This is a genomic window from Thiogranum sp. (genome assembly GCF_058323355.1).
Genome location: NZ_JBTTIO010000046.1, coordinates 1 through 20,894, shown reverse-complemented (window position 1 = coordinate 20,894; position 20,894 = coordinate 1). Strand labels below are relative to the sequence as shown.

The following is a 20,894-nucleotide window of genomic DNA, read 5'->3' as shown; positions in this document are numbered from 1 at the left end:
GACCTAACCATTGGGTACAAAACCGATGGTCCACCACAGCAACAGCAGCAGACCGATAATCATGCTGAACGCATAGTGGTAGAGATAACCGGACTGGATGTGGCGCACGACGCCGGACAACCATCCCACGACTTTGGCGCTGCCATTGACCAGCAGGCCATCGATAATCAGTACGTCGCCCAGCTTCCACAGCGTCCAGCCCGTACCACGTGCACCGCCGGCAAATACAATTTCGTTAAAACGGTCGAAGCCGTATTTGTTTTCCAGTATGCGGTACACAGGGAACAAGGCTTTCTTCGTCTTGTCCGCAATCTCCGGGTGCTTGATATAGACAAACCAGGCGGTAAACAGACCACTGATCGCCAACCAGAATGCCGGGCCTTGCAGGCCGTGGACAATGAACGCGGCAGCACCATGGAACTCTTCCGACAGGTGCCCTATCACATCGTGCGCCTGGCTCACATAAATGGCATCGCCGAAGAAATCCCCGAATACCACCGGGTCGATCCAGTAACCGGCCACCACGGAAGGGATTGCCAGCAGGATCAGCGGCATGGTTATCACCGATGGAGGTTCATGCAGGTGCTGGCGGGTGTGGTTGTCAAAACGTTCCTGCGTATGGAAGGTCAGGAAGAACAAACGGAACGTATACAGCGCGGTGATAAACACCCCGGACAGCACCGCCACGTAGGCAAAGTCAGAGCCCGCGATGTGCGAGGCGTGCACTGCCTCGATAATCGTATCCTTGGAGAAGAAGCCCGCCAGTCCCGGGAAACCGATCAGAGCCAGCGAACCAATCAACGAGGTCCAGTAGGTGATTGGCAGGTATTTCTTCAGCCCGCCCATCTTGCGGATGTCCTGTTCATGGTGCATGGCAACAATCACCGAACCGGCCGCGAGGAACAGCAAGGCTTTAAAGAACGCATGTGTCATCAGGTGGAAAATACCGGCCGCGTAGGCCGACACACCCAATGCCACGGTCATGTAACCCAGTTGAGAGAGCGTTGAATACGCGATAACACGTTTAATATCGTTCTGTACCAGGCCCAGCAGGCCCATAAACAGGGCCGTAATCGCGCCGATCACGAGTACAAAACTCAAGGCGGTTTCTGACAGTTCAAACAATGGCGACATGCGCGCCACCATAAAGATGCCGGCGGTTACCATGGTTGCGGCATGAATCAATGCAGAGATCGGTGTCGGGCCTTCCATGGAATCCGGCAACCACACGTGCAACGGCACCTGCGCGGACTTGCCCATGGCGCCAATGAACAGCAGGATGCAGATTACCGTCAGCGCCGACCAGGGTACGCCCTCGAAAATCTCGATTTGCGCGTCCACCATCCCCGGCGCGGCGGCAAACACCTCGGCATAGTCCAGCGTGTTGAAGTACATGGCGATAGCGGCAATGCCCAGCAGGAAGCCAAAGTCACCCACGCGGTTGACCAGGAAAGCCTTCAGGTTGGCATAGATTGCCGTGGGCCGCTTGTACCAGAAGCCGATCAACAGGTAAGACACCAGGCCCACCGCTTCCCAGCCGAAGAACAGCTGCAGGAAGTTGTTGGACATGACCAGCATCAACATGGAGAAGGTAAACAGTGCGATGTAACTGAAGAAGCGCTGGTAACCCGGGTCATCGTGCATGTAGCCGACGGTATAGATGTGCACCATCAGGGAGACAAATGTGACGACCAGCAGCATCAACGTGGTCAGGCGGTCAACCAGGAAACCGACCTCCAGGCGCATACCGTCGGTCACCATCCAGGTGTAGACCGTGCCGTTAAATGTTTCACCCCCGTCGATAACAATGTGCTTGAACACAAAAACCGACAACACAAATGAAGTCGCCACGCCAATGATCGTGACCCAGTGTGCGCCACTGCGTCCGATTACCCTGCCAAACAGCCCGGCCAGCAGGGAACCGGTCAGTGGCGCAAGAACAATGGCGAGATAAATCGTCTCCACGGCAGTTATCCTTTCATGCTGTCGAGATCGTCGACATTGATCGTCTGGCGGTTACGGAACAGCACCACCAGTATCGCCAGGCCAATCGCAGCCTCGGCAGCGGCGACGGTCAGGATAAAGAACACGAACACCTGTCCGGCGGTATCGCCAAGGAAGTGCGAGAAAGCAATAAAGTTGGTATTCACTGCCAACAACATCAGTTCAATGCACATCAGCAACAGGATGACATTTTTACGATTGATGAAAATACCGGCCACGCTCAGGCCGAACAACACCGCACCCAGGATCAGAAAGTCGGAAAGCACCATAAGTTATGTCTCTGAACGGAACTGAAAATCAGTCCCTGCTCTCTGCCTCCATTTTGATGACACGTACCCGGTCCTGGCTGCGTACCTTTACCTGCCTGGACGGATCCTGCCGCTTCGATGCCTTGCGCTTGCGCAACGTCAGGACAATGGCCGCGATAATCGCCACCAGCAGAATGACCGAGGCAATCTCGAACGGGTACACATAATGGGTATAGAGCACATTACCGATCTCGCGGGTATTGCTGTAGTCCGCTGTATGCGGCGGTGGCATCGGCATGTTTTCGGCATTGAATGCCTTGCTCTTCATCACCAGCCACAGCTCCAGAATCATCAGGCCAGCCACCGTTATTCCGACAGGCAGGTTACGGGTGAAGCCTTCCTTCACCTCGGCCACGTTGATATCCAGCATCATCACCACGAACAGGAACAGCACCATAACGGCGCCGACATAGACCAGCACCAGGGCAATGGCGAGGAACTCGGCCTCCAGCAGCAACCACAGACCGGCGCAGGTGAAAAACGCCAGCACCAGGTGCAGCGCTGCATGTACCGGGTTACGCACGGTGATCACGCGCGTGGCGGCGAACACCAGGATGGTGGCAAGTACATAAAAAACGATGCGTTCAAATTCCATCAGCGGTATACCGCGTCGGCTGCGCGGTCCTCGGCAATCTGCTGCTCGTACTTGTCACCCATGGCCAGCAGTTTGTCCTTGGTCATGATGTTTTCACCCCGGTTCTCGAAGTGATACTCGTACACGCGTGTTTCAACAATGGAATCGACCGGGCAGGACTCCTCACAGAAGCCGCAGAAAATACATTTAAACAGGTCAATGTCATAGCGTGTTGTACGGCGCGTCCCGTCGTTTTCACGCGGCCCGGCTTCGATGGTAATCGCCAGCGCCGGACAGACCGCTTCACACAGTTTGCAGGCAATGCAACGTTCCTCGCCGTTCGGGTAGCGACGCAACGCGTGCAGTCCACGAAACCGGTGCGACTGCGGCGTCTTTTCTTCCGGGTACTGCACGGTGATTTTTTTCGCGAACAGGTTTTTGCCGGTCAGCTGCATGCCCTTGAGCAACTCCCAGAGCAGGAAGCTTTTTACATAGTGTTTCAAGGCTAACATCGCATCGCCCTCAATCGAACCACGGGCCAAGGTCGGCAACAACCGCAGCGCCTTCCAGGACCAGCCAGAAAATGGTGATCGGAATAAACACCTTCCAGCCCAGCCGCATGATCTGGTCATAGCGGTAACGCGGGAAAGTCGCGCGGAACCAGAGGAAGAAGAACAGGAACAGTGCCGCTTTCGCAATCAACCAGATCAGACCGGGCACCCACTGGAACATCGGCTCCAGCAGCGGTATACCTTCAAACGGCGACAACCAGCCGCCCATGAACATCAATGCTGCCAGTGTCGCAATCAGAATCATGTTGGCGTATTCCGCCAGGAAGAACACCGCGAAGGCCATACCGGAATATTCAACGTGGAAACCCGCAACGATTTCCGACTCGCCTTCGGCCACGTCGAACGGTGCACGGTTGGTCTCGGCCACACCGGATACAAAATAGACAATAAACAGCGGGAACAGTGGCAACCAGAACCAGTGCAGCAAACTGCCCTTTTGTGCCATGACGATATCACCAAGATTGATACTGCCTGCCGCAAGCAGCACACCAACCAGTGCAAACCCCATGGCAATTTCATAGGACACAATCTGCGCCGCACTACGCATGGTACTCAGGAAAGCGTACTTGGAGTTGGACGCCCAGCCCGCAATAATAATGCCGTAAACACCTACCGAGGTCAGCGCCAGGATATACAACAGGCTGGCATCCACATCGGCCAGCACCAGTTCCTCGCCGAACGGTATAACCGCCCAGGCCGCCAGCGCCGGGGCAATCACCAGGGTGGGTGCAATGACAAACAGGTAGTTGTTGGATTTTGCCGGGATGATGATTTCTTTCATCATCAATTTCAGCGCATCGGCAATCGGCTGCAACCAGCCACGCGGACCGACCCGGTTGGGGCCGATACGTAATTGCATATAACCGATAATCTTGCGTTCGGCGTAGGTCAGGTACGCAACGCACAGCATCAGCGGAATGACAATAATCAGGATCTTGATCAGAATCCAGCCGCCGGTGATGATCCAGTCGATGAGTGTGCTTTCTTCCATCGCCCCGCCCTATGCCTTCTTTACCTGAAGCGTGCCGGAGGGCGCGCCCAGTACCCGTGTTGCCTCGATTGCCTGCGGTACAACAGCCGCACCCTTTGCCACACGCGCATCGACAACCACTTCGAGCGTGACGCTGTTGCCTGCCTGTGTCACCGTGGCACGATCACCGTCGGCCAATGACAGGGGGGCCGCATCGTCGGGATTCAGGCGTAACAGGGCGACCTGTCCATCAGGCGTCAGTTGCAGGGACCCGGCCCGGCGCACAATATTGTCTACGGCATACATGGGCAGGCTGCCAATGCGTTCCAGCCCGGAATCCGGCGAGGGTGGTGTTGCTGCATCACCGCACGCGTTGTTGTCGGGTTTTACCTCACCCAGCTGCTCACTGAGTGCGTCGCGCACCTGCTCGGAAGACACCTGGTCGAAGCCATCGAGATCCAGCAGATTGCCCAGCACGCGCAGGATCTTCCAGCCAGGGCGTGTATCGCCAGGCGCACGCGAGGCAGCGGCAAAACTCTGCCAGCGCCCTTCAACATTGACGAACGTACCGGAGGTTTCCGCAAACACCGCAGACGGTAACAGCACGTCGGCGTAGTCGCGCATGGTATCGGTGACACAGGGTGTCAACGCTACCACAAAGTCGGCCTGTTGCATGGCAGCCAGTGCCTGCGCACCGTTGGCGCAGTCGAATTCCGGCTCTATATTGAGTAACAGATAATTCTTGCGTGGCCGTGCAATCATCTGCGCAGCATCCAGCCCGCTGGTTTCGCGGACTGCGCCACCGGCACTGCGATGCGGCAGCACACCGGCCAGACAGGCACCGGCACTGTTGGCGCCATCGGACACAAAGCCAACCCTTGCACCACTCAACTCGCCAATCAGCACGGCAATCGCGCGCAAGGTGGAGAAGGCCGGGTGCATGGCCGCATCAAGGCCCAGCAGCAGGGTAGCTTTTTCTGCGTCCACCAGCGCATCTGCCATGGCCTGCTCTGTGTCATTCGGCAGAGTCTGTTCAATAACCGACTGCAGGGCTTCCGGCGCGCGCGCCTTTCTGCTCTGCAACAGTGCGGCCGCGACACCCGCCAGTGACTGCACCAGCTGCGACGGCGCCACAATCGACTGATGCGCCAGCGTGTAGGTCAGCGGGTAATCGACCGGGTTGATCATCATCACACTGGCGCCGGCTTTCGCGGCCTTGCGGATACGATGGCCGATGATCGGTTGATCCTTGCGCGGGTTACCGCCCACCACCAGGATGGCATTGGCCTGTTCCAGTTCCTCAATCGTCTGCCCCAGGAACGGGAACAACGGCTGTTGCGCCTGACCGGTGAAGTCTGTCTGGCGCAGGCGATGATCGATATTGGATACGCCCAGGCCTTCTGCCAGCTGGTTGAACAGGCTCAACTCTTCCAGCGTTGCGTCTGGCGACGCCAGCATGCCGAGTTGATCGGCACCCTGTTCTTTCACCCGTTCAGTAAGTGCCTGCGCGACAATATGCAGTGCCTCTTCCCATTCAACCTCCTGCCAACCCCCGGCACGTTTCACCATTGGCGTTGTCAGGCGGTCGTCACTGTTGACGCCCTGGCAGGCAAAGCGATCACGGTCTGTGGCCCAGACTTCATTGATCGCTTCATTCTCGCGCGGTACGGCCCGCATCAGCTTGCCACGGCGGGTATGCAGATAAATGTTGGAACCCACGCAGTCATGCGCGGCAATCGAAGCTGTTTGTTCCAGTTCCCAGGCACGGGCACTGAAACGGTACGGGCGGGATGTCAGCGCACCCACCGGGCAGACATCGATGATGTTACCGGACAGCTCCGATTCAAGATTGTGCTGGATACAGGTGCCGATCTCGACGTTCTCGCCACGGCCCATGCCACCCATTTCCTTGAAACCGGCGACGTGTTCCAGGAAACGCACGCAACGGGTGCAATGAATGCAACGCGTCATGTCCGAAGCGATCAGTGGACCAAAGTTTTTCTCCGGCACCACACGTTTCTTTTCCGTAAAGCGCGACACGCCACGACCATATTCCAGTGCGACATCCTGTAACTCACACTCACCGCCCTGGTCGCAGATGGGACAGTCCAGCGGATGGTTGATGAGCAGGAATTCCATCACCGCGCGTTGTGCCTTGCGCGCATAATCGGACTGTGTCCAGACTTTCATACCGTCGGCAACAGGCGTTGCGCAGGCCGGCAGAGGCTTGGGCGCCATGCGGCCACCCATCTCCACCTGCACCATACACATGCGGCAGTTGGCGGCGACAGGCAGTTTCTTGTGGTAACAGAAGCGCGGCACACTGATGTCGTTATCATCAGTGACCTCGATAATCATTGCGCCCTTGCGCGCCTTGTACTCGACATCGTCAATGACGACATTGAGCATGTCATCGACCACAGTCTCGGGCCTGGCGCTCATGCGGCCGCCCCTTTTTCACCATCGGCACGGTGACTGCTGGTGCCCGGCATGCAGTTCCTGTGCTGGATGTGGTATTCGAATTCATGACGGAAGTGCCTGAGGAAACTCTGCACCGGCCAGGCGGCGGCATCGCCGAAGGCGCAGATGGTGTGCCCCTCAATCTGGCCTGCCGCACTTTCCAGCAGGTCGAGGTCTTCCATCGTGCCCTTACCTTCCTCGATACGCTTGATGACACGGTACATCCAGCCGCAACCTTCACGGCACGGTGTGCACTGACCGCAGGACTCGGCGTAATAGAAGCGCGAAATGCGCATCAGCGCCTTGACCATACAGGTGCTGTCGTCCATCACGATCATGCCGGCAGAACCGAGTGCGGAACCGGCCTTTGACAGCGAGTCATAATCGAGTTTTACATCCATAATGAGGTCGGCCGGCATCACTGGCATGGAACAGCCACCGGGAATCACCGCCTTGAGCTTGTGTCCGTCACGGACACCACCGGCCAGTTCGAGCAGTTCGGTAAAGGGTGTGCCAAGTGGAATTTCAAAATTACCCGGGTTGTTGACGTGGCCGGACACGCACCAGATTTTTTCGCCACCGTTGTTGGGCTGACCAAGGTTCAGGAACCATTCACCGCCATTGCGCAGGATGGCAGGTACGGATGCCAGGCTTTCGGTATTATTGATCGTGGTCGGCTTGCCGTACAGGCCGAAGTTGGCCGGGAACGGTGGCTTGTAACGCGGCTGGCCTTTCTTGCCTTCCAGCGAGTTCAGCAGCGCGGTTTCCTCACCGCAGATATAGGCGCCTGCACCAAGGTGCGAATACAGGTTAAAGTCGATCCCGGAACCCATCAGGTCTTCACCGAGATAGCCGGCTTCACAGGCTTCTTTCAAGGCTTGCTCGAAACGTTCGAACGGCTCGTGGTGAAACTCGCCGCGCATGTAGTTGTAACCGATGGTTGCACCCATCGAATAGCCGGCAATCGCCATGCCTTCGATCAGCGCATGCGGGTTGTAGCGGAGAATATCGCGATCCTTGCAAGTGCCAGGCTCGGACTCATCCGAGTTGCATACAATGTATTTCTGCACCGGCGCATTGCGCGGCATAAAACTCCACTTCAGCCCGGTCGGGAAACCGGCGCCGCCACGGCCACGCAGCGCTGAACTCTTGACGATCTCGATCACGTCTTCCGGCGGCGTTTTTTCCTGCAGGATTTTTTTCCACGCCTGGTAACCGCCGACCTTGAGATAGTTCTCAAGCGTCCAGGGCTCGTCGAATTGCAGCGTAGTGAAGCAGACCTGGTTCGTCATTTCCTACTCCAGTCCGTCCAGAATCTGATCGACTTTTTCAATCGTCAGCTTCTCGTAATAGTGGCCGTTGACCGTCATCATCGGCGCGCCGACACAGGCGGCAAGGCACTCTTCCTCGTTCTTGAGGAAAATGCGTCCATCGGGCGTACTCTCGCCCAGCTTGATACCGAGTTTCTTTTCCACGTGCGCGACCAGTTCATCCGCACCGCACAACATGCAGGAGATGTTGTTACAAAATGCCACGGTATTACGGCCAACCGGTCTGGTTTCGATCATTGAGTAGAAACTGGCAACTTCATAGACTGACACCGGCGGCATATCCAGGTACTTTGCCACGGCATCCATCTGCGCCACGCTCACCCAGTGATTCTCGTGCTGCACGGCGTGCAACGCAGCCAGCACGGCTGACTTTTTCTGGTCCGGCGGATACTTGGTCAGCCAGCGGTCGATCTCGGCCCTGACCTTGTCCGGCAGCTCGTAAGGTGTGTTGTTATCCTGTACTGCACTCATTACCTGTCAACCTCACCAAACACAATATCCTGGGTGCCGATAATCGCCACCACGTCGGCCAGCATATGGCCCTGCGACATTTCATCCAATGCAGACAGGTGCGCAAAACCCGGCGCACGAATCTTCACCCGATACGGTTTATTGGCACCGTCGGAGACCATGTAGATGCCAAACTCGCCTTTTGGGTGCTCGACGGCCGCATAGGCTTCGCCTGCCGGCAGACAATAGCCTTCCGTAAACAATTTGAAATGGTGTATCAAGGCTTCCATGTCCTGCTTCATTTCCTCGCGGGACGGTGGCGCCACCTTGTAGTCGCCGATCATCACCGGGCCTTCATTGTTACGCAGCCAGTCGATGCACTGTTTGATAATGCGGTTGGACTGGCGCATCTCTTCGATACGCACCAGGTAACGGTCGTAACAGTCGCCATTGACGCCCACGGGGATATCGAAATCGATGCGATCATAGACACCATAGGGCTGCTTCTTGCGCAGGTCCCAGGCAACCCCCGAGCCGCGCAGCATGGGGCCGGTCATACCCAGTTGCAGGGCGCGTTCCGGCGTCACGATACCGATGTCCACGGTACGCTGCTTCCAGATACGGTTGTCAGTCAGCAGGGTTTCGTATTCATCGACACAGGCCGGGAAACGTTCGGTAAAGTCCTCGATGAAATCCAGCATGGACCCCTGGCGATTACGGTTCATGCGTTCAATGTCAGCCTTGCCGTGCCATTTCGATTCGCGGTACTGCGGCATACGGTCGGGCAGATCCCGGTAGACACCCCCCGGACGGTAATAGGTCGCGTGCAGGCGGGCGCCGGAAACGGCTTCGTAGCAATCCATCAGGTCTTCGCGTTCACGGAAGGTGTAGAGGAATACTGTCATGGCACCGATATCGAGGCCGTGCGCACCCAGCCACAGCAGGTGATTGAGGATACGCGTGATCTCGTCGAACATAACACGGATGTACTCGGCACGTTCCGGCACTTCGATACCCAGCAGTTTCTCGATAGACATGACGTAGGCGTGCTCGTTGCACATCATCGACACGTAATCGAGCCGGTCCATGTAACCGATGCTCTGGTTATACGGCTTGCTCTCGGCCAGCTTCTCGGTAGCGCGGTGCAGCAAACCAATATGCGGGTCGGCACGTTGCACGGTCTCGCCGTCCAGCTCCAGCACCAGGCGCAACACACCGTGCGCAGCGGGATGCTGCGGCCCGAAGTTCAGCGTGTAGTTCTTGATTTCAGGCATCGTTTTCGCCTTCGCCGCCACTGTCATCCGTCGTGCCCGGCGTCACCGGCTCCCGCTCATCACCACGAATAACCCTGGGCACCAGAACTCGTGGCTCGATACTGACCGGCTGGTAGATAACACGCTGCTTCTCGGGGTCGTAGCGCACTTCAACATTGCCGCTCAACGGGAAGTCCTTGCGGAACGGGTGGCCGATAAAGCCATAGTCGGTCAAAATGCGGCGCAGATCGGGATGCCCTTCAAACAGAATCCCGAACAGGTCGAACGCCTCGCGCTCGAACCAGTTGGCGCCGTTCCAGAGTTCAACGACCGAGGGAATGACTGGCAGCTGGTTCTCCGGTGCAAATACCCGGATACGCAACCGGTGGTTATGAGTGACAGACAGCAGGTGGTATACCGCAGCAAAGCGCCGGTCTTGTTGCGGCGTCTCCACTGAAAGATCTTCCTCCAACCCCGGTAACCAGCCTGCTGTCTTTGGATCCACACCCCGGCTGAAGCCGGTGCTGGTGGTTTCCTCCGTCGCCCATTCGTCTACGCCGTAATCCAGGTAATCGACGCCACATACATCGATCATCTGTTCAAACCTGAACGCCTGTTCATCGCGCAATGCGCGGCAGGTGTCGATCAGGTCTTGCGGCGCTATTTCAATTGTGACTTCATTCAGCAACAGCACCGCATCGCGCAAGGTGTCGCCAAAGCGTTCCTGTAACTGTTGAAGAAGTTCCTTTGCCTGCATGTCCTGTCTCTTCAGCGCGCGATGGTGTTGGTGCGGCGGATCTTGTTCTGTAACTGCAAAATACCGTACAGCAGCGCTTCAGCCGTGGGTGGACAGCCCGGCACATAAATATCGACCGGCACGATACGGTCGCAACCGCGCACGACCGAATAGGAATAGTGGTAGTAACCACCACCGTTAGCGCAGGAGCCCATGGAAATCACCCAGCGTGGTTCGGACATCTGGTCGTAAACCTTGCGCAGCGCCGGCGCCATTTTGTTACACAGGGTGCCGGCCACAATCATCACCTCGGACTGGCGCGGGCTGGGACGGAACACGATACCAAAGCGGTCGAGATCGTAACGCGAGGCACCGGCCTGCATCATTTCCACGGCGCAGCAGGCCAGACCGAAGGTCATCGGCCACATGGAGCCGGTACGCGCCCAGTTAATCAGCTTGTCGGCGGACGTGGTGACGAAGCCTTCTTCCAGCAGACCTTCAATACCCATTACCCGACCCACCTCTCAGTCAGCTTATCGCCAGGACAACCCGCATCGGGCGTCACTCGCTGTACCCCGGGGCACCCTCTCTTCATTCCCACTCCAGCGCCCCCTTCTTCCACTCGTAAATAAACCCGATCACGAGGATACCGAGGAAAATCATCATGGCGACATAACCAAACCAGCCGATGTCATCGAGCACCACAGCCCAGGGGAAAAGAAAGGCGATTTCGAGATCGAAGATAATAAAAAGGATGGCGACGAGGTAGTAACGCACATCGAAGCGCATGCGGGTGTCTTCGAAGGCCTCGAAGCCACACTCGTAGGGGGAGGTCTTCTCGCTGTCGGGCTTGCGCGTGCCCAGCATGAAGCCCATCATGGTCATCACCAGTCCGACGCCTATGCCGATGGCAATAAAAATCAGGACCGGTAGGTAATTCTCCAGCATGCAATCCTCATTCAACGCTTCCGGCTTTCACCGGGTTATCTTCTTTATGTCACGTTTCCGTGAAGCGTCACGCAGTCTAGGCCAGTGCGTTTACAGGTGTCAAGCGATGCGGATGAAAGCTTTTTATGCCAAATCAAGTAGTTAATCTGAGTTTGTGGGCCTATAAAAAAAGCCCATGAAACAGGCGAAAAAAAGCGGATCATTGATCCGCCCTTTTCCCAGATGGTGCCGACGGCCGGAGTCGAACCGGCACGGCTTTCGCCACTACCCCCTCAAGATAGCGTGTCTACCAATTCCACCACGTCGGCTGAAAACACTTACTGCGGCGGCGTGTTATCGGTCGCTGCTCCGGGCGATTCGCCCGCCACTGCCGGCATATCATCGGCAGGCGGAAGATCCATGGCTGCATCGGCAGGCGCCGGCACTTCAATATCGGGCAGGTCCGACGGAGCCGCAGGCTTCTCAACCTTGACACGCCCGGTCACGCTGGCATCGATATCACGCACGTCCCTGACCAGTGGCGAGGACAACAATACGCTGTTGATGAAGAACACCGCAGCGAGCACGGCCGTGACGCGGGTAAAGAAAGACCCGCCGCCACCGGCGCCAAACACCGCCCCGGAGGAACCCGCGCCAAACGCCGCACCCATGTCTGCGCCCTTACCCTGCTGCAGGAGGACCAGCACAATAATGGTCAGCCCCAGCAGAACCTGAAGAATTAACAATGCTGTAAACATTCAACACACCCGGAGCACAAAGCTCCATAGTTAAGGGAATCTCCGAATATTACGTCATTCCGGCGAATGCCGGAATCCATAACTACCCGGCCTGCTGGATGCCGGCCTGCGCCGGCATGACGGTTTGATTCGGAATTTCCTGGAAAATTCAGGCCTTGCAGATGGCCAGAAAATCACCGGCATCCAGTGACGCGCCGCCGATCAGTCCACCGTCGATATCGTCCATGGCAAACAATTCTTCGGCATTGCTGCCCTTCACGCTGCCGCCATAGAGAATCTGTACCTTGTCCGCGACACCCGGGCTCAGACCGGCCAACTTGCCACGAATGAAGGCGTGGACATCCTGCGCCTGCCGGGGGCTCGCCGTTTTGCCCGTGCCGATCGCCCACACCGGCTCATAAGCGATAACCGCATCGCCAATCGCTTCGATACCTTCCAGTTCAATCACTGCATCCAGCTGACGGGCAACCACGTCTTCGGTAATGCCCTGCTCACGCTCTTCCAGTGTCTCACCGACACACAGAATCGGAATCAGTCCGAACTTGCGTGCTGCCGCAAACTTGCGTGCTGTAAACGCATCGTCCTCACCGTAAAGCGCGCGACGCTCGGAGTGACCGACAATGGCGTAGGTGCAGTTAAAATCTTTCAGCATCGGACCGGAGACTTCGCCGGTAAAGGCGCCGGACTCCTGGTCACTGATATCCTGACTGCCCACGGCAACCTTGCTGTCTGCCAGCAGATTGGACACCAGCGGGATGTAAACAAAGGGCGGACAGACCGCGATCTGCGTATTTCCGGTATCCCCGGCGCCGGCGGTAATGCCCGCAACCAGTTGTTTGATGCTTTCCAGCGAACCGTTAAGTTTCCAGTTCCCGGCGACCAGTGTGTGACGCATGCGTGTCTCCTGCAAGCCCTTGAAAATAGCGGCGTAGCGTAGCTGGATGGCCTGCAAAAATCAATCGATATCGGCATTCAGGACGGCATTATGGATTCCGGCCTGCGCGGAATGACGGGAGAAAACATTTGGAATATTTGGGGTCAGAGTAAAAACTTGAAAACTTGATGATTAACAATATAGAAGCACGAAGTAGTTTTTACTCTGACCCCAAATATCAGGGCTAACCCGAGGTACAGCGACTTTCGATAGGAATCACCAGGCTGTCGCCACTGCGACGGATCGATGCCAGTGGCTGTTTGCGCACCAGCAACCCACTCTGCCCCCTGTAGACGGTGTAATCATAGCCCGGTTCGATGGCCTGATAGACGGAACTGCCGAAAACCGTGTCCAGCGGCGACAGGCCGGCCAGCCAGCCTTCATTCAGCCCCACCGACTCGAACAGCGACGGTTCGGACAGCAACCAGGCAATGTGGGGGCTGGAATTTTCCTGCCCGATGTCTTTATAGCGGCCGCTCAGACGATCCAGCCGGTAGCGTGAATCAAGGCCAAGCAGGTTCGCCCATGGCTTCCACTTGATGAACTGTGCATCAATCCGCCATTCATCGCCATACAGCAGGAACGTCTGCGCGTCGCAGAAATCACCACTGCGCAGTTCAACGCGGTACGCCTGTGGCGCAACAAGCCGGAAAGAAAGCCTGGCGACCGGTGTTTCATCCGTCAACCGCGCATAGCTATGCAGGTTCAGGCCGAGCAAAACACCAATGGCGGCGAATACCGCCAGTGACAGCAGGGAAACACGGCGCAGCAGACGCATGCAGGGTCAGCCTGCCTTGCCAGCCGCTTCAACCGCCTGCCCGACCACGTCGGCAAGCCTCTGTGCCTGCGACAACACCAGCGCACCATCCTCGCCCTCGACCATTACCCGGATCAGCGGTTCGGTGCCTGACAGCCGCAGCAACACCCGCCCACGGCCATTGAGACAGGCCTCGGCTTCGCGCACGGCATCCTGGATCAGCGTATTGTCGATATCGATACGCCGCGCCAGCGGAACGTTGATCATGTGCTGCGGATACTTGTTCATGCCCTGTTTGAGTTCGTGCAGGCTTTTGCCGCTGTGTGACAGCGTTGCCAGTATCTGCAGGGCGGATACCATGCCGTCACCGGTCGAAGTACGGTCGAGGCAGATGATATGTCCCGACGATTCACCGCCCAGCACACCGCCATGCGATTCCAGCAATTCCATCACATAACGGTCGCCCACATTGGCGCGCATAAAAGCGATATTCCGGTCGCGGAAGGCATGCTCCAGGCCCAGGTTGGTCATCAATGTTCCGACCACCGGGCCGGATAACTGGTCAGCATCCTGCCGGGAGGTGGCAATGATATAGAGCAGTTCGTCACCATCGACAATCTCGCCCTTGTGATCGATCATAATAAGACGATCACCGTCACCATCGAGCGCAATACCCAGGTCAGCCTGCTGTCGCAGCACTTCCTCACTCAATGCCTCGGGATGGGTGGAGCCGCAACCGTCGTTGATATTCAGTCCGTCGGGCGAGACGCCAATGGCAATGACTTCAGCGCCAAGCTCATCCAGCACACTGGGCGCAATATGGTAAGTCGCACCATTGGCGCAATCGACAACGACCTTCATGCCTGCCAGTGAGCTGCGTGGCGGAATGGTGCTTTTGCAGAATTCGATATAACGACCGCAGGCATCGTCAACACGCTCCGCCTTGCCGAGCCGTTCCGACGGTACAGTAACCATCGGCTTGTCAATTTCTTCCTCAATGGCAGCTTCCACTTCATCCGGCAGCTTGGTGCCGTCGGCGGAGAAAAACTTGATGCCGTTGTCGTAGTGCGGGTTATGCGAAGCGCTGATCACAATACCGGCACAGGCGTGCAGGGTTCGTGTCAGGTAGGCGATACCCGGTGTCGGCATGGGACCCAGCAGGCGGATATCCAGACCGGCAGCAGACAGGCCGGCTTCCAGCGCAGATTCAAACATGTAACCGGAAATGCGCGTGTCCTTACCAATCACAACCCGCTTCGATGCGCCACACCCCAGCACGCGTCCCATCGCCCAACCCAGCTTGAGCATGAACTCGGCATTAATCGGGTGTTCCCCGACACGCCCGCGAATACCGTCGGTACCAAAATACTTTCTGCCCATACTTGAACTACCCCTTGCCTGATTCCTGTAACGCAATACACATCTGCAAGGCCTGCCAGGTCTCGGCAACATCGTGCGCCCGAACCAGGCTTGCCCCTCTTTCAACGGCCAGTACGGCCAGCGCCAGACTCGCGGGCAGGCGGTCTGTCACGTCCACATCCAGCAGTTTGCCGATCATCGACTTTCTCGACAGCCCCACCAGCACGGGATAGCCCGTGTCTGTCAGCGTCCCAAGCCCGGCCAGTAATGCCAGGTTCTGCGCCACGGTTTTACCAAAACCGAACCCCGGGTCCAGTATGATGCGCTCCCGAAGCATCCCGTCCTGCTCGCAAACTTCGGCGCGCCGAAGCAGGAAAGCGCACACCTCATCGACCACATTGTCATAGTCCGGGTCAGATTGCATGGTGCGTGGATCGCCCTGCATGTGCATCAGGCACACCGGCACATCGCACTCCACCGCCGCCTCAACCGCACCCTCTGCACGTAAGGCATTGACATCATTGATCATGCCCGCACCCGCCGCCACAGCGGCACGCATCACTTCCGGTTTCTGCGTATCGATAGACATCGGCACGCCAAGGCGCGGCTGGAGCATCTCGATAACCGGGATCACCCGCGCCAGCTCTTCCTGTAGCGGTACTTGCCCGGCGCCAGGCCGGGTGGATTCCCCGCCGATATCAATAATCGCCGCACCGGCGGCTTCCATGTCCAGCGCATGCTGCAGGGCTTTTTCAGGCGAAAAAAAATCACCCCCGTCGGAAAACGAATCGGGGGTGACATTGAGTACGCCCATCACCTGCGGGCGCGACAGATCCAGAAACTTGCCATTACAATCCATCTGCATGTCGCTTTGCCCTGAAACGCAGGGGATGCCCTGTCCAGACGATGGCCGCTAATGCTGACCGGCCGGGCCGCCAATCGGGCCGCTGCCATCGCTGGTTTTCTTGCCGCCCTCTTCTTCTGTCTTCGCGGCAGTGCCATTGCTGCGAGGCTGATCATCATCCCAGTCCTGCGGGGGACGTGGCGGCTTGCCGGTCATAATATCCTCTATCTGATCGGCATCGAGGGTTTCATACTTGATCAACGCTTCGGCCATCAGGTGCAGCTTGTCGATATTCTCGTTCAGCAGCTTCTCGGCACGCTCGTAGTTGCGATCGACAATGGCGCGAATCTCGGCGTCGATGGTATGCGCCGTCTCATCGGAGACATTCTTGTGCTGGGTAACGGAATGCCCCAGGAACACCTCACCTTCTTCCTCGCTGTAGGTCAACGGGCCGAGCCGTTCGGACAGGCCCCACTTGGTGACCATGTTACGCGCCAGTTCGGTCGCACGCTGAATGTCATTCGATGCGCCGGTCGTCACCATCTCCGGACCAAAAATCAGTTCCTCGGCAATACGCCCGCCGAACAGGCTGGAGATCTGACTTTCCAGCCGCTGTCTGGTGAAACTGTAACGGTCTTCCTCCGGCAGGAACATAGTGATACCCAGCGCCCGGCCGCGTGGAATGATACTGACCTTGTAGACCGGGTCGTGCGAAGGCACCAGTCGGCCGACGATCGCGTGCCCGGCCTCGTGGTAGGCGGTCAGCTTCTTCTCGTCCTCGCTCATCACCATGGACTTGCGCTCGGCGCCCATCATGATCTTGTCCTTGGCCTTTTCCAGGTCTTCCATATCGACCAGGCGCTTATTGGCCCGCGCGGCAAACAATGCTGCCTCGTTGACCAGGTTGGCAAGATCGGCACCGGAGAAGCCGGGCGTGCCGCGGGCAATAATGCTCGGCTTGACGTCATCCGCCGCCGGTATCTTGCGCAAATGCACCTTGAGAATCTGTTCACGGCCGCGTACATCCGGCAACGGCACCACCACCTGGCGGTCGAAACGACCGGGACGCAGCAAGGCGGGATCGAGCACGTCGGGACGGTTGGTGGCAGCAATAACAATAACGCCCTCATTGCCTTCAAAACCGTCCATCTCGACCAGCAACTGGTTAAGGGTCTGTTCACGTTCATCGTGACCACCGCCAAGACCGGCGCCACGGTGACGGCCCACGGCATCGATTTCATCAATAAAGATAATGCACGGCGCGTGCTTCTTGGCCTGTTCGAACATGTCGCGCACACGCGAGGCGCCGACACCCACGAACATCTCCACGAAGTCAGAACCGGAAATGGTGAAGAACGGCACTTTCGCCTCGCCGGCAATGGCACGTGCGAGCAAGGTTTTACCGGTGCCCGGTGCCCCTACCATCAATACACCGCGCGGAATCTTGCCACCCAGTTTCTGGAACTTGCCCGGGTCACGCAGGAATTCGACCAGTTCGGCCACTTCGTCCTTGGCTTCCTCGACACCGGCCACATCATTAAATGTAACCTTGATCTGGTCCTCGCCCAGCATGCGCGCGCGGCTCTTGCCAAACGACATGGCGCCACGACCACCGGCGCCACCCTGCATCTGGCGCATGAAGAAAATCCACACCCCGATCAGCAACAGCATCGGGAACCAGGAAATAAACACCTGCATCAGCAACGAATCCTGCTCCGGCGCCTGTGCCTTGACCTCGACACCATTGCTTAACAGGTCATTGATCATTTCCGGATCGTTGGGCGTATAGGTTGAGAATTGCTCACCACTCACCCGCCGCCCCTTGACCACACGACCGTCGATCACCACACTCTGTACACGACCGGCTTTGACATCGGCGATGAATTCAGAATAAGGAACGCTCTGCGCACGCGGTGCGGGGGGTCCGAAATTATTGAATACGGACATCAGGACAACCGCAATGATCACCCAGAGCAGGATATTTTTCGCCATGTCGTTCAAATCGAGTACCTCATAAAATTAAAATTGCTGACGGCGAGTGTCGGGCAGGAAAAGACTGAAAGGCATTGTCCTGTAAGGCGTTTCGGCCCGGTAGGTCGTTTCCTGAAACGATACTATACTTTCTTGCCCCTAGCCAGCGCATAGACTTCACGGCTGCGCGGTCTGGAGGCCTTCGGCTTGCGTATCAGCACCTTGTCGTAATGCTTGCGCAGATCACGCACCAGTTCATCAAAACCCTCGCCCTGAAACACCTTGACCAGCAAATCGCCCCCGGGTTTCAACACCCGGTCGGCAAAATCCACTGCCAATTCCACAAGATACATCGATCGCGGGATATCCACGGCTTCCGACCCACTTAGATTGGGGGCAATGTCCGACATTACAAGGTCAATCTCGCGGCTATCGAGCATTTTCATCAGGGATTCAAGCACACTATCCTCACGGAAATCGCCCTGCAGAAAGTCCACGCCGGGCAAAGGGTCCATGGGCAATATGTCCATGGCCATAATCTTGCCCTTGCGTCCAACGAGCGGCAGCGCGTACTGGCTCCAGCCACCCGGGGCAGCGCCCAGGTCCACCACCGTCATACCGGGCCTGAGAACCCGGTCACGCTGCTGGATTTCGTCGAGCTTGTAGACCGCGCGCGAGCGGTAACCCTCACGCTGGGCCCGCTTCACGTACTCATCATTAAAGTGCTCTTTCAGCCAGCGGCTACTGCTCTTGCTTCTGGACATATTCCCTGATTCATCTGTGGGGTTCGGTTATACTTTCGCGCCGGATTCGGAGTATTCATGAATGTCACTGACGGAACAACAGAAAAAGCACCTGCGCGGGCTCGGCCACAAGCTGAAACCGGTGATCATGGTGGGAAATAATGGCCTGACCAAGGCCCTGCTGGACGAGTTCGAGCGCTCTATCGCACACCACGAACTGATCAAGGTGAAGGTATCTGTCGGTGACCACGAGGCGCGCGACCAGGCGATTGCCGGAATGTGCGAACACAGCCACGCGCAACTGATCCAGCGGGTGGGGAACATGGCGCTGTTATTTCGCAAAAGAAAGAAGAAATCCGCCTTTGAGACATTGTAGATGCCCCTCCTCGCCGGCCTGGTTTTTGCCGTATTTCTTGTCACCTTCTCGTGGCGTGTAAACCAGTGGCTGTGCGGTGGCAAGCTCCGTTGTGACAGCTATCCACTGACCCTCACCGCCTCGGCCGTATTTCTCCTGGCCGTGGTCCTGGAAGCTATCTTCAACCCGGCTTATGAAATGCTGTTCGGACACAAGCTGTGGGAATATCGCGCCTTCCCACTACATGACGCCAATGTATCCATGCTGGGCGCCGCGCTCTGGTTTGCCTACGGGATACACCTGTACTTCACGTTACAGTCGCTGAAACACCGCCTGCCCGAGCGACTCAAGGGTCACCACGGTAAGGCCCTGATTATCGGCTTTGAAGCACCGCTGTTCGCGGAAGTCACGGGAAACCTGGTATTCCTGGCAATTGCCGGTCAGTACTACGCCTATTACCTGCCGGGAGACCTGCTGCACCTGACTTCTCTTCAGGCCATTCCTGTCTACGCCATTTGCATGTACATCGGACTGCACGCACTGGATTACCTTGAGCAAATACCACAACACAGAGGAATCCCGGCCGGTATCTTCGTAACAGGCGTCATGTTTCTACTGGCCGGCTAGTCCGGGTACCGACTTTAAAATTTGGGGTCAGAGTAAAAACTCCTGCCCAACCTGACAAACTGGGGCGCCCTCATCATGCCGTTGAGGCCCTCGCTTTCCAGGCGTCACCCTTCGCCCGGTCAATGATTCTACCCGCTTCTTAAACCTGTCGTTACCAAGCGCCAGCCCCTTGTTGGTCGACTCCCGAATATCATCCAGCACGCACTGTTCCATGCGCCCATCGAACAAGGCCCGGTAATTCTGAAGGCGATCATGCCTGGATTCACCCAATTTCAGGTAAACTTCATGCGGCTTCCACAACGCCGAATGCTTTCCCAGCGCATTGCAGCGATAACTTGACCAGCGGTAGTCTACCGGGTCGGATACCATATCGGCCCTGACCGGGTTCAGCTCAATGTAGCGTTGACAGGTCAGCAGATAATTATCCTCGTCAACCACGCACGACTTGAAACGCCCCTCCCAGAGAGTGCCTGTCCGTTGGTATGTTTTGTTGAAGTAATGAACGTAATAACGCCCCACTCTCTGCATCATACGCGAGATGCTGCCTGTCTCCTGCGGTGTAGCCAGCAGGTGTACATGGTTGGTCATAAAAACCCAGGCGTGGATGGCTACGCCGTATTTTTCCGATGAATCAATGAGCTGGCGCGCATAGACCGTAAAGTCTTTTTCCGACGCGAAGCATAACTGCCGGTTGTTTCCGCGTTGAATAATATGCTGAGGAATGCCAGGAGGACATATCCGTTTTAAACGTGCCATCAGTTCGTCCTTGAGCTGATTGTTGATTTATTAGCTTAACATCTCAGTGAAAATGTTCGATAGTTTTTACTCTGACCCCAAATTACTTGTGACCAGCACCAGACCGAGTACGCTGGTTATGAGGTAGGCAACCGAGGCAATGCCATGCATCGCGGCAAATGCCTCGCTACCAGCCAGTCCTTCAACGCGCATCGCTGCCACCTGG

At 57.0% G+C, this 20,894-nt stretch carries 22 protein-coding genes and 1 tRNA gene; 2 read left to right on the top strand and 21 right to left on the bottom strand.

Translation table 11 applies throughout. The features are described 5' to 3' along the window. Positions 1-3: 3 nt before the first annotated feature. The 20 genes from nuoL to rlmE form a co-directional block, all read right to left on the bottom strand. Complete coding sequence (nuoL, locus tag ACW81B_RS06670; protein ID WP_491579437.1) at positions 4-1,965, bottom strand: NADH-quinone oxidoreductase subunit L; 1,962 nt, start codon at positions 1,963-1,965, stop codon at positions 4-6. A 5-nt stretch (positions 1,966-1,970) separates the two neighbouring features. Further along, positions 1,971-2,273 carry an NADH-quinone oxidoreductase subunit NuoK gene (gene nuoK / locus ACW81B_RS06665; RefSeq protein WP_491579436.1) on the bottom strand — a complete coding sequence of 101 codons (303 nt, stop codon included), beginning with the start codon at positions 2,271-2,273 and terminating at the stop codon, positions 1,971-1,973. A gap of 28 nt (positions 2,274-2,301) precedes the next feature. Continuing rightward, entirely contained in the window at positions 2,302-2,907 is a 606-nt protein-coding gene (locus tag ACW81B_RS06660) for an NADH-quinone oxidoreductase subunit J (RefSeq protein WP_491579435.1), read from the bottom strand. Beyond that, the gene (gene nuoI / locus ACW81B_RS06655; protein ID WP_491579434.1) at positions 2,907-3,398 is read right to left on the bottom strand and encodes an NADH-quinone oxidoreductase subunit NuoI; all 492 of its coding nucleotides are present in this window, start codon (positions 3,396-3,398) and stop codon (positions 2,907-2,909) included. The genes ACW81B_RS06660 and nuoI overlap by 1 nt, the downstream gene beginning before the upstream one ends. A gap of 10 nt (positions 3,399-3,408) precedes the next feature. Beyond that, positions 3,409-4,449 (bottom strand): NADH-quinone oxidoreductase subunit NuoH, encoded by a 1,041-nt coding sequence (nuoH, locus tag ACW81B_RS06650; RefSeq protein ID WP_491579433.1) that lies wholly within the window; start codon positions 4,447-4,449, stop codon positions 3,409-3,411. Between the two features lie 9 nt (positions 4,450-4,458). Continuing rightward, complete coding sequence (nuoG, locus tag ACW81B_RS06645; protein ID WP_491579432.1) at positions 4,459-6,870, bottom strand: NADH-quinone oxidoreductase subunit NuoG; 2,412 nt, start codon at positions 6,868-6,870, stop codon at positions 4,459-4,461. Beyond that, a complete protein-coding gene (gene nuoF / locus ACW81B_RS06640) occupies positions 6,867-8,180 on the bottom strand; it encodes an NADH-quinone oxidoreductase subunit NuoF (protein WP_491579431.1) in 1,314 nt (437 codons plus the stop codon). Before nuoF ends, nuoG begins: the two co-directional genes overlap by 4 nt. A gap of 3 nt (positions 8,181-8,183) precedes the next feature. Continuing rightward, on the bottom strand, positions 8,184-8,690 hold the full coding sequence (locus ACW81B_RS06635) for an NADH-quinone oxidoreductase subunit NuoE family protein (protein WP_491579430.1): 507 nt from the start codon (positions 8,688-8,690) through the stop codon (positions 8,184-8,186). Continuing rightward, positions 8,690-9,943, bottom strand: a complete 1,254-nt coding sequence (locus ACW81B_RS06630; RefSeq protein ID WP_491579429.1) for an NADH-quinone oxidoreductase subunit D — start codon at positions 9,941-9,943, stop codon at positions 8,690-8,692. The genes ACW81B_RS06635 and ACW81B_RS06630 overlap by 1 nt, the downstream gene beginning before the upstream one ends. Beyond that, positions 9,936-10,679, bottom strand: a complete 744-nt coding sequence (locus ACW81B_RS06625) for an NADH-quinone oxidoreductase subunit C (protein WP_491579428.1) — start codon at positions 10,677-10,679, stop codon at positions 9,936-9,938. The genes ACW81B_RS06630 and ACW81B_RS06625 overlap by 8 nt, the downstream gene beginning before the upstream one ends. 11 nt (positions 10,680-10,690) lie before the next feature. Beyond that, entirely contained in the window at positions 10,691-11,167 is a 477-nt protein-coding gene (locus tag ACW81B_RS06620) for a NuoB/complex I 20 kDa subunit family protein (RefSeq protein ID WP_491579427.1), read from the bottom strand. Between the two features lie 82 nt (positions 11,168-11,249). Continuing rightward, positions 11,250-11,606 (bottom strand): NADH-quinone oxidoreductase subunit A, encoded by a 357-nt coding sequence (locus ACW81B_RS06615; protein WP_491579426.1) that lies wholly within the window; start codon positions 11,604-11,606, stop codon positions 11,250-11,252. 223 nt (positions 11,607-11,829) lie between these two features. Then, positions 11,830-11,914 (bottom strand) — tRNA-Leu (locus tag ACW81B_RS06610). A gap of 9 nt (positions 11,915-11,923) precedes the next feature. Further along, positions 11,924-12,343, bottom strand: a complete 420-nt coding sequence (gene secG, locus ACW81B_RS06605) for a preprotein translocase subunit SecG (RefSeq protein WP_491579425.1) — start codon at positions 12,341-12,343, stop codon at positions 11,924-11,926. 148 nt (positions 12,344-12,491) lie between these two features. Then, entirely contained in the window at positions 12,492-13,238 is a 747-nt protein-coding gene (tpiA, locus tag ACW81B_RS06600) for a triose-phosphate isomerase (RefSeq protein ID WP_491579424.1), read from the bottom strand. A 223-nt stretch (positions 13,239-13,461) separates the two neighbouring features. Continuing rightward, positions 13,462-14,055, bottom strand: a complete 594-nt coding sequence (locus ACW81B_RS06595; protein WP_491579423.1) for a hypothetical protein — start codon at positions 14,053-14,055, stop codon at positions 13,462-13,464. A gap of 6 nt (positions 14,056-14,061) precedes the next feature. Further along, positions 14,062-15,414 carry a phosphoglucosamine mutase gene (glmM, locus tag ACW81B_RS06590; RefSeq protein ID WP_491579422.1) on the bottom strand — a complete coding sequence of 451 codons (1,353 nt, stop codon included), beginning with the start codon at positions 15,412-15,414 and terminating at the stop codon, positions 14,062-14,064. 7 nt (positions 15,415-15,421) lie between these two features. Beyond that, the gene (gene folP, locus ACW81B_RS06585) at positions 15,422-16,258 is read right to left on the bottom strand and encodes a dihydropteroate synthase (protein ID WP_491579421.1); all 837 of its coding nucleotides are present in this window, start codon (positions 16,256-16,258) and stop codon (positions 15,422-15,424) included. A gap of 48 nt (positions 16,259-16,306) precedes the next feature. Further along, positions 16,307-18,229: an ATP-dependent zinc metalloprotease FtsH gene (gene ftsH, locus ACW81B_RS06580; RefSeq protein ID WP_491579420.1), complete on the bottom strand. Its 1,923-nt coding sequence runs from the start codon at positions 18,227-18,229 to the stop codon at positions 16,307-16,309. Between the two features lie 122 nt (positions 18,230-18,351). After that, a complete protein-coding gene (gene rlmE / locus ACW81B_RS06575; RefSeq protein WP_491579419.1) occupies positions 18,352-18,972 on the bottom strand; it encodes a 23S rRNA (uridine(2552)-2'-O)-methyltransferase RlmE in 621 nt (206 codons plus the stop codon). A 61-nt stretch (positions 18,973-19,033) separates the two neighbouring features. Here rlmE and ACW81B_RS06570 point away from each other — a divergent pair, with 61 nt between their 5' ends. Together ACW81B_RS06570 and ACW81B_RS06565 are read left to right on the top strand one after the other, a co-directional pair. After that, positions 19,034-19,327, top strand: a complete 294-nt coding sequence (locus ACW81B_RS06570; RefSeq protein ID WP_491579418.1) for a YhbY family RNA-binding protein — start codon at positions 19,034-19,036, stop codon at positions 19,325-19,327. Next, positions 19,328-19,933, top strand: a complete 606-nt coding sequence (locus tag ACW81B_RS06565) for a hypothetical protein (RefSeq protein WP_491579417.1) — start codon at positions 19,328-19,330, stop codon at positions 19,931-19,933. It begins immediately after the preceding gene. A 27-nt stretch (positions 19,934-19,960) separates the two neighbouring features. On the opposite strand, the gene ACW81B_RS06560 is transcribed toward ACW81B_RS06565, so the two are convergent. Then, entirely contained in the window at positions 19,961-20,689 is a 729-nt protein-coding gene (locus ACW81B_RS06560) for a transposase (protein WP_491579416.1), read from the bottom strand. Between the last annotated feature and the right edge of the window lie 205 nt (positions 20,690-20,894).

Coding starts and splice junctions, on each gene's coding strand:
- nuoK (WP_491579436.1), bottom strand. CDS start 2,273: ATGGTGCTTTCCGACTTTCTGATCCTGGGTGCGGTGTTGTTCGGCCTG.
- ACW81B_RS06660 (WP_491579435.1), bottom strand. CDS start 2,907: ATGGAATTTGAACGCATCGTTTTTTATGTACTTGCCACCATCCTGGTG.
- nuoI (WP_491579434.1), bottom strand. CDS start 3,398: ATGTTAGCCTTGAAACACTATGTAAAAAGCTTCCTGCTCTGGGAGTTG.
- nuoH (WP_491579433.1), bottom strand. CDS start 4,449: ATGGAAGAAAGCACACTCATCGACTGGATCATCACCGGCGGCTGGATT.
- nuoG (WP_491579432.1), bottom strand. CDS start 6,870: ATGAGCGCCAGGCCCGAGACTGTGGTCGATGACATGCTCAATGTCGTC.
- nuoF (WP_491579431.1), bottom strand. CDS start 8,180: ATGACGAACCAGGTCTGCTTCACTACGCTGCAATTCGACGAGCCCTGG.
- ACW81B_RS06635 (WP_491579430.1), bottom strand. CDS start 8,690: ATGAGTGCAGTACAGGATAACAACACACCTTACGAGCTGCCGGACAAG.
- ACW81B_RS06630 (WP_491579429.1), bottom strand. CDS start 9,943: ATGCCTGAAATCAAGAACTACACGCTGAACTTCGGGCCGCAGCATCCC.
- ACW81B_RS06625 (WP_491579428.1), bottom strand. CDS start 10,679: ATGCAGGCAAAGGAACTTCTTCAACAGTTACAGGAACGCTTTGGCGAC.
- ACW81B_RS06620 (WP_491579427.1), bottom strand. CDS start 11,167: ATGGGTATTGAAGGTCTGCTGGAAGAAGGCTTCGTCACCACGTCCGCC.
- ACW81B_RS06615 (WP_491579426.1), bottom strand. CDS start 11,606: ATGCTGGAGAATTACCTACCGGTCCTGATTTTTATTGCCATCGGCATA.
- secG (WP_491579425.1), bottom strand. CDS start 12,343: ATGTTTACAGCATTGTTAATTCTTCAGGTTCTGCTGGGGCTGACCATT.
- tpiA (WP_491579424.1), bottom strand. CDS start 13,238: ATGCGTCACACACTGGTCGCCGGGAACTGGAAACTTAACGGTTCGCTG.
- ACW81B_RS06595 (WP_491579423.1), bottom strand. CDS start 14,055: ATGCGTCTGCTGCGCCGTGTTTCCCTGCTGTCACTGGCGGTATTCGCC.
- glmM (WP_491579422.1), bottom strand. CDS start 15,414: ATGGGCAGAAAGTATTTTGGTACCGACGGTATTCGCGGGCGTGTCGGG.
- folP (WP_491579421.1), bottom strand. CDS start 16,258: ATGCAGATGGATTGTAATGGCAAGTTTCTGGATCTGTCGCGCCCGCAG.
- ftsH (WP_491579420.1), bottom strand. CDS start 18,229: ATGGCGAAAAATATCCTGCTCTGGGTGATCATTGCGGTTGTCCTGATG.
- rlmE (WP_491579419.1), bottom strand. CDS start 18,972: ATGTCCAGAAGCAAGAGCAGTAGCCGCTGGCTGAAAGAGCACTTTAAT.
- ACW81B_RS06570 (WP_491579418.1), top strand. CDS start 19,034: ATGTCACTGACGGAACAACAGAAAAAGCACCTGCGCGGGCTCGGCCAC.
- ACW81B_RS06565 (WP_491579417.1), top strand. CDS start 19,328: ATGCCCCTCCTCGCCGGCCTGGTTTTTGCCGTATTTCTTGTCACCTTC.
- ACW81B_RS06560 (WP_491579416.1), bottom strand. CDS start 20,689: ATGGCACGTTTAAAACGGATATGTCCTCCTGGCATTCCTCAGCATATT.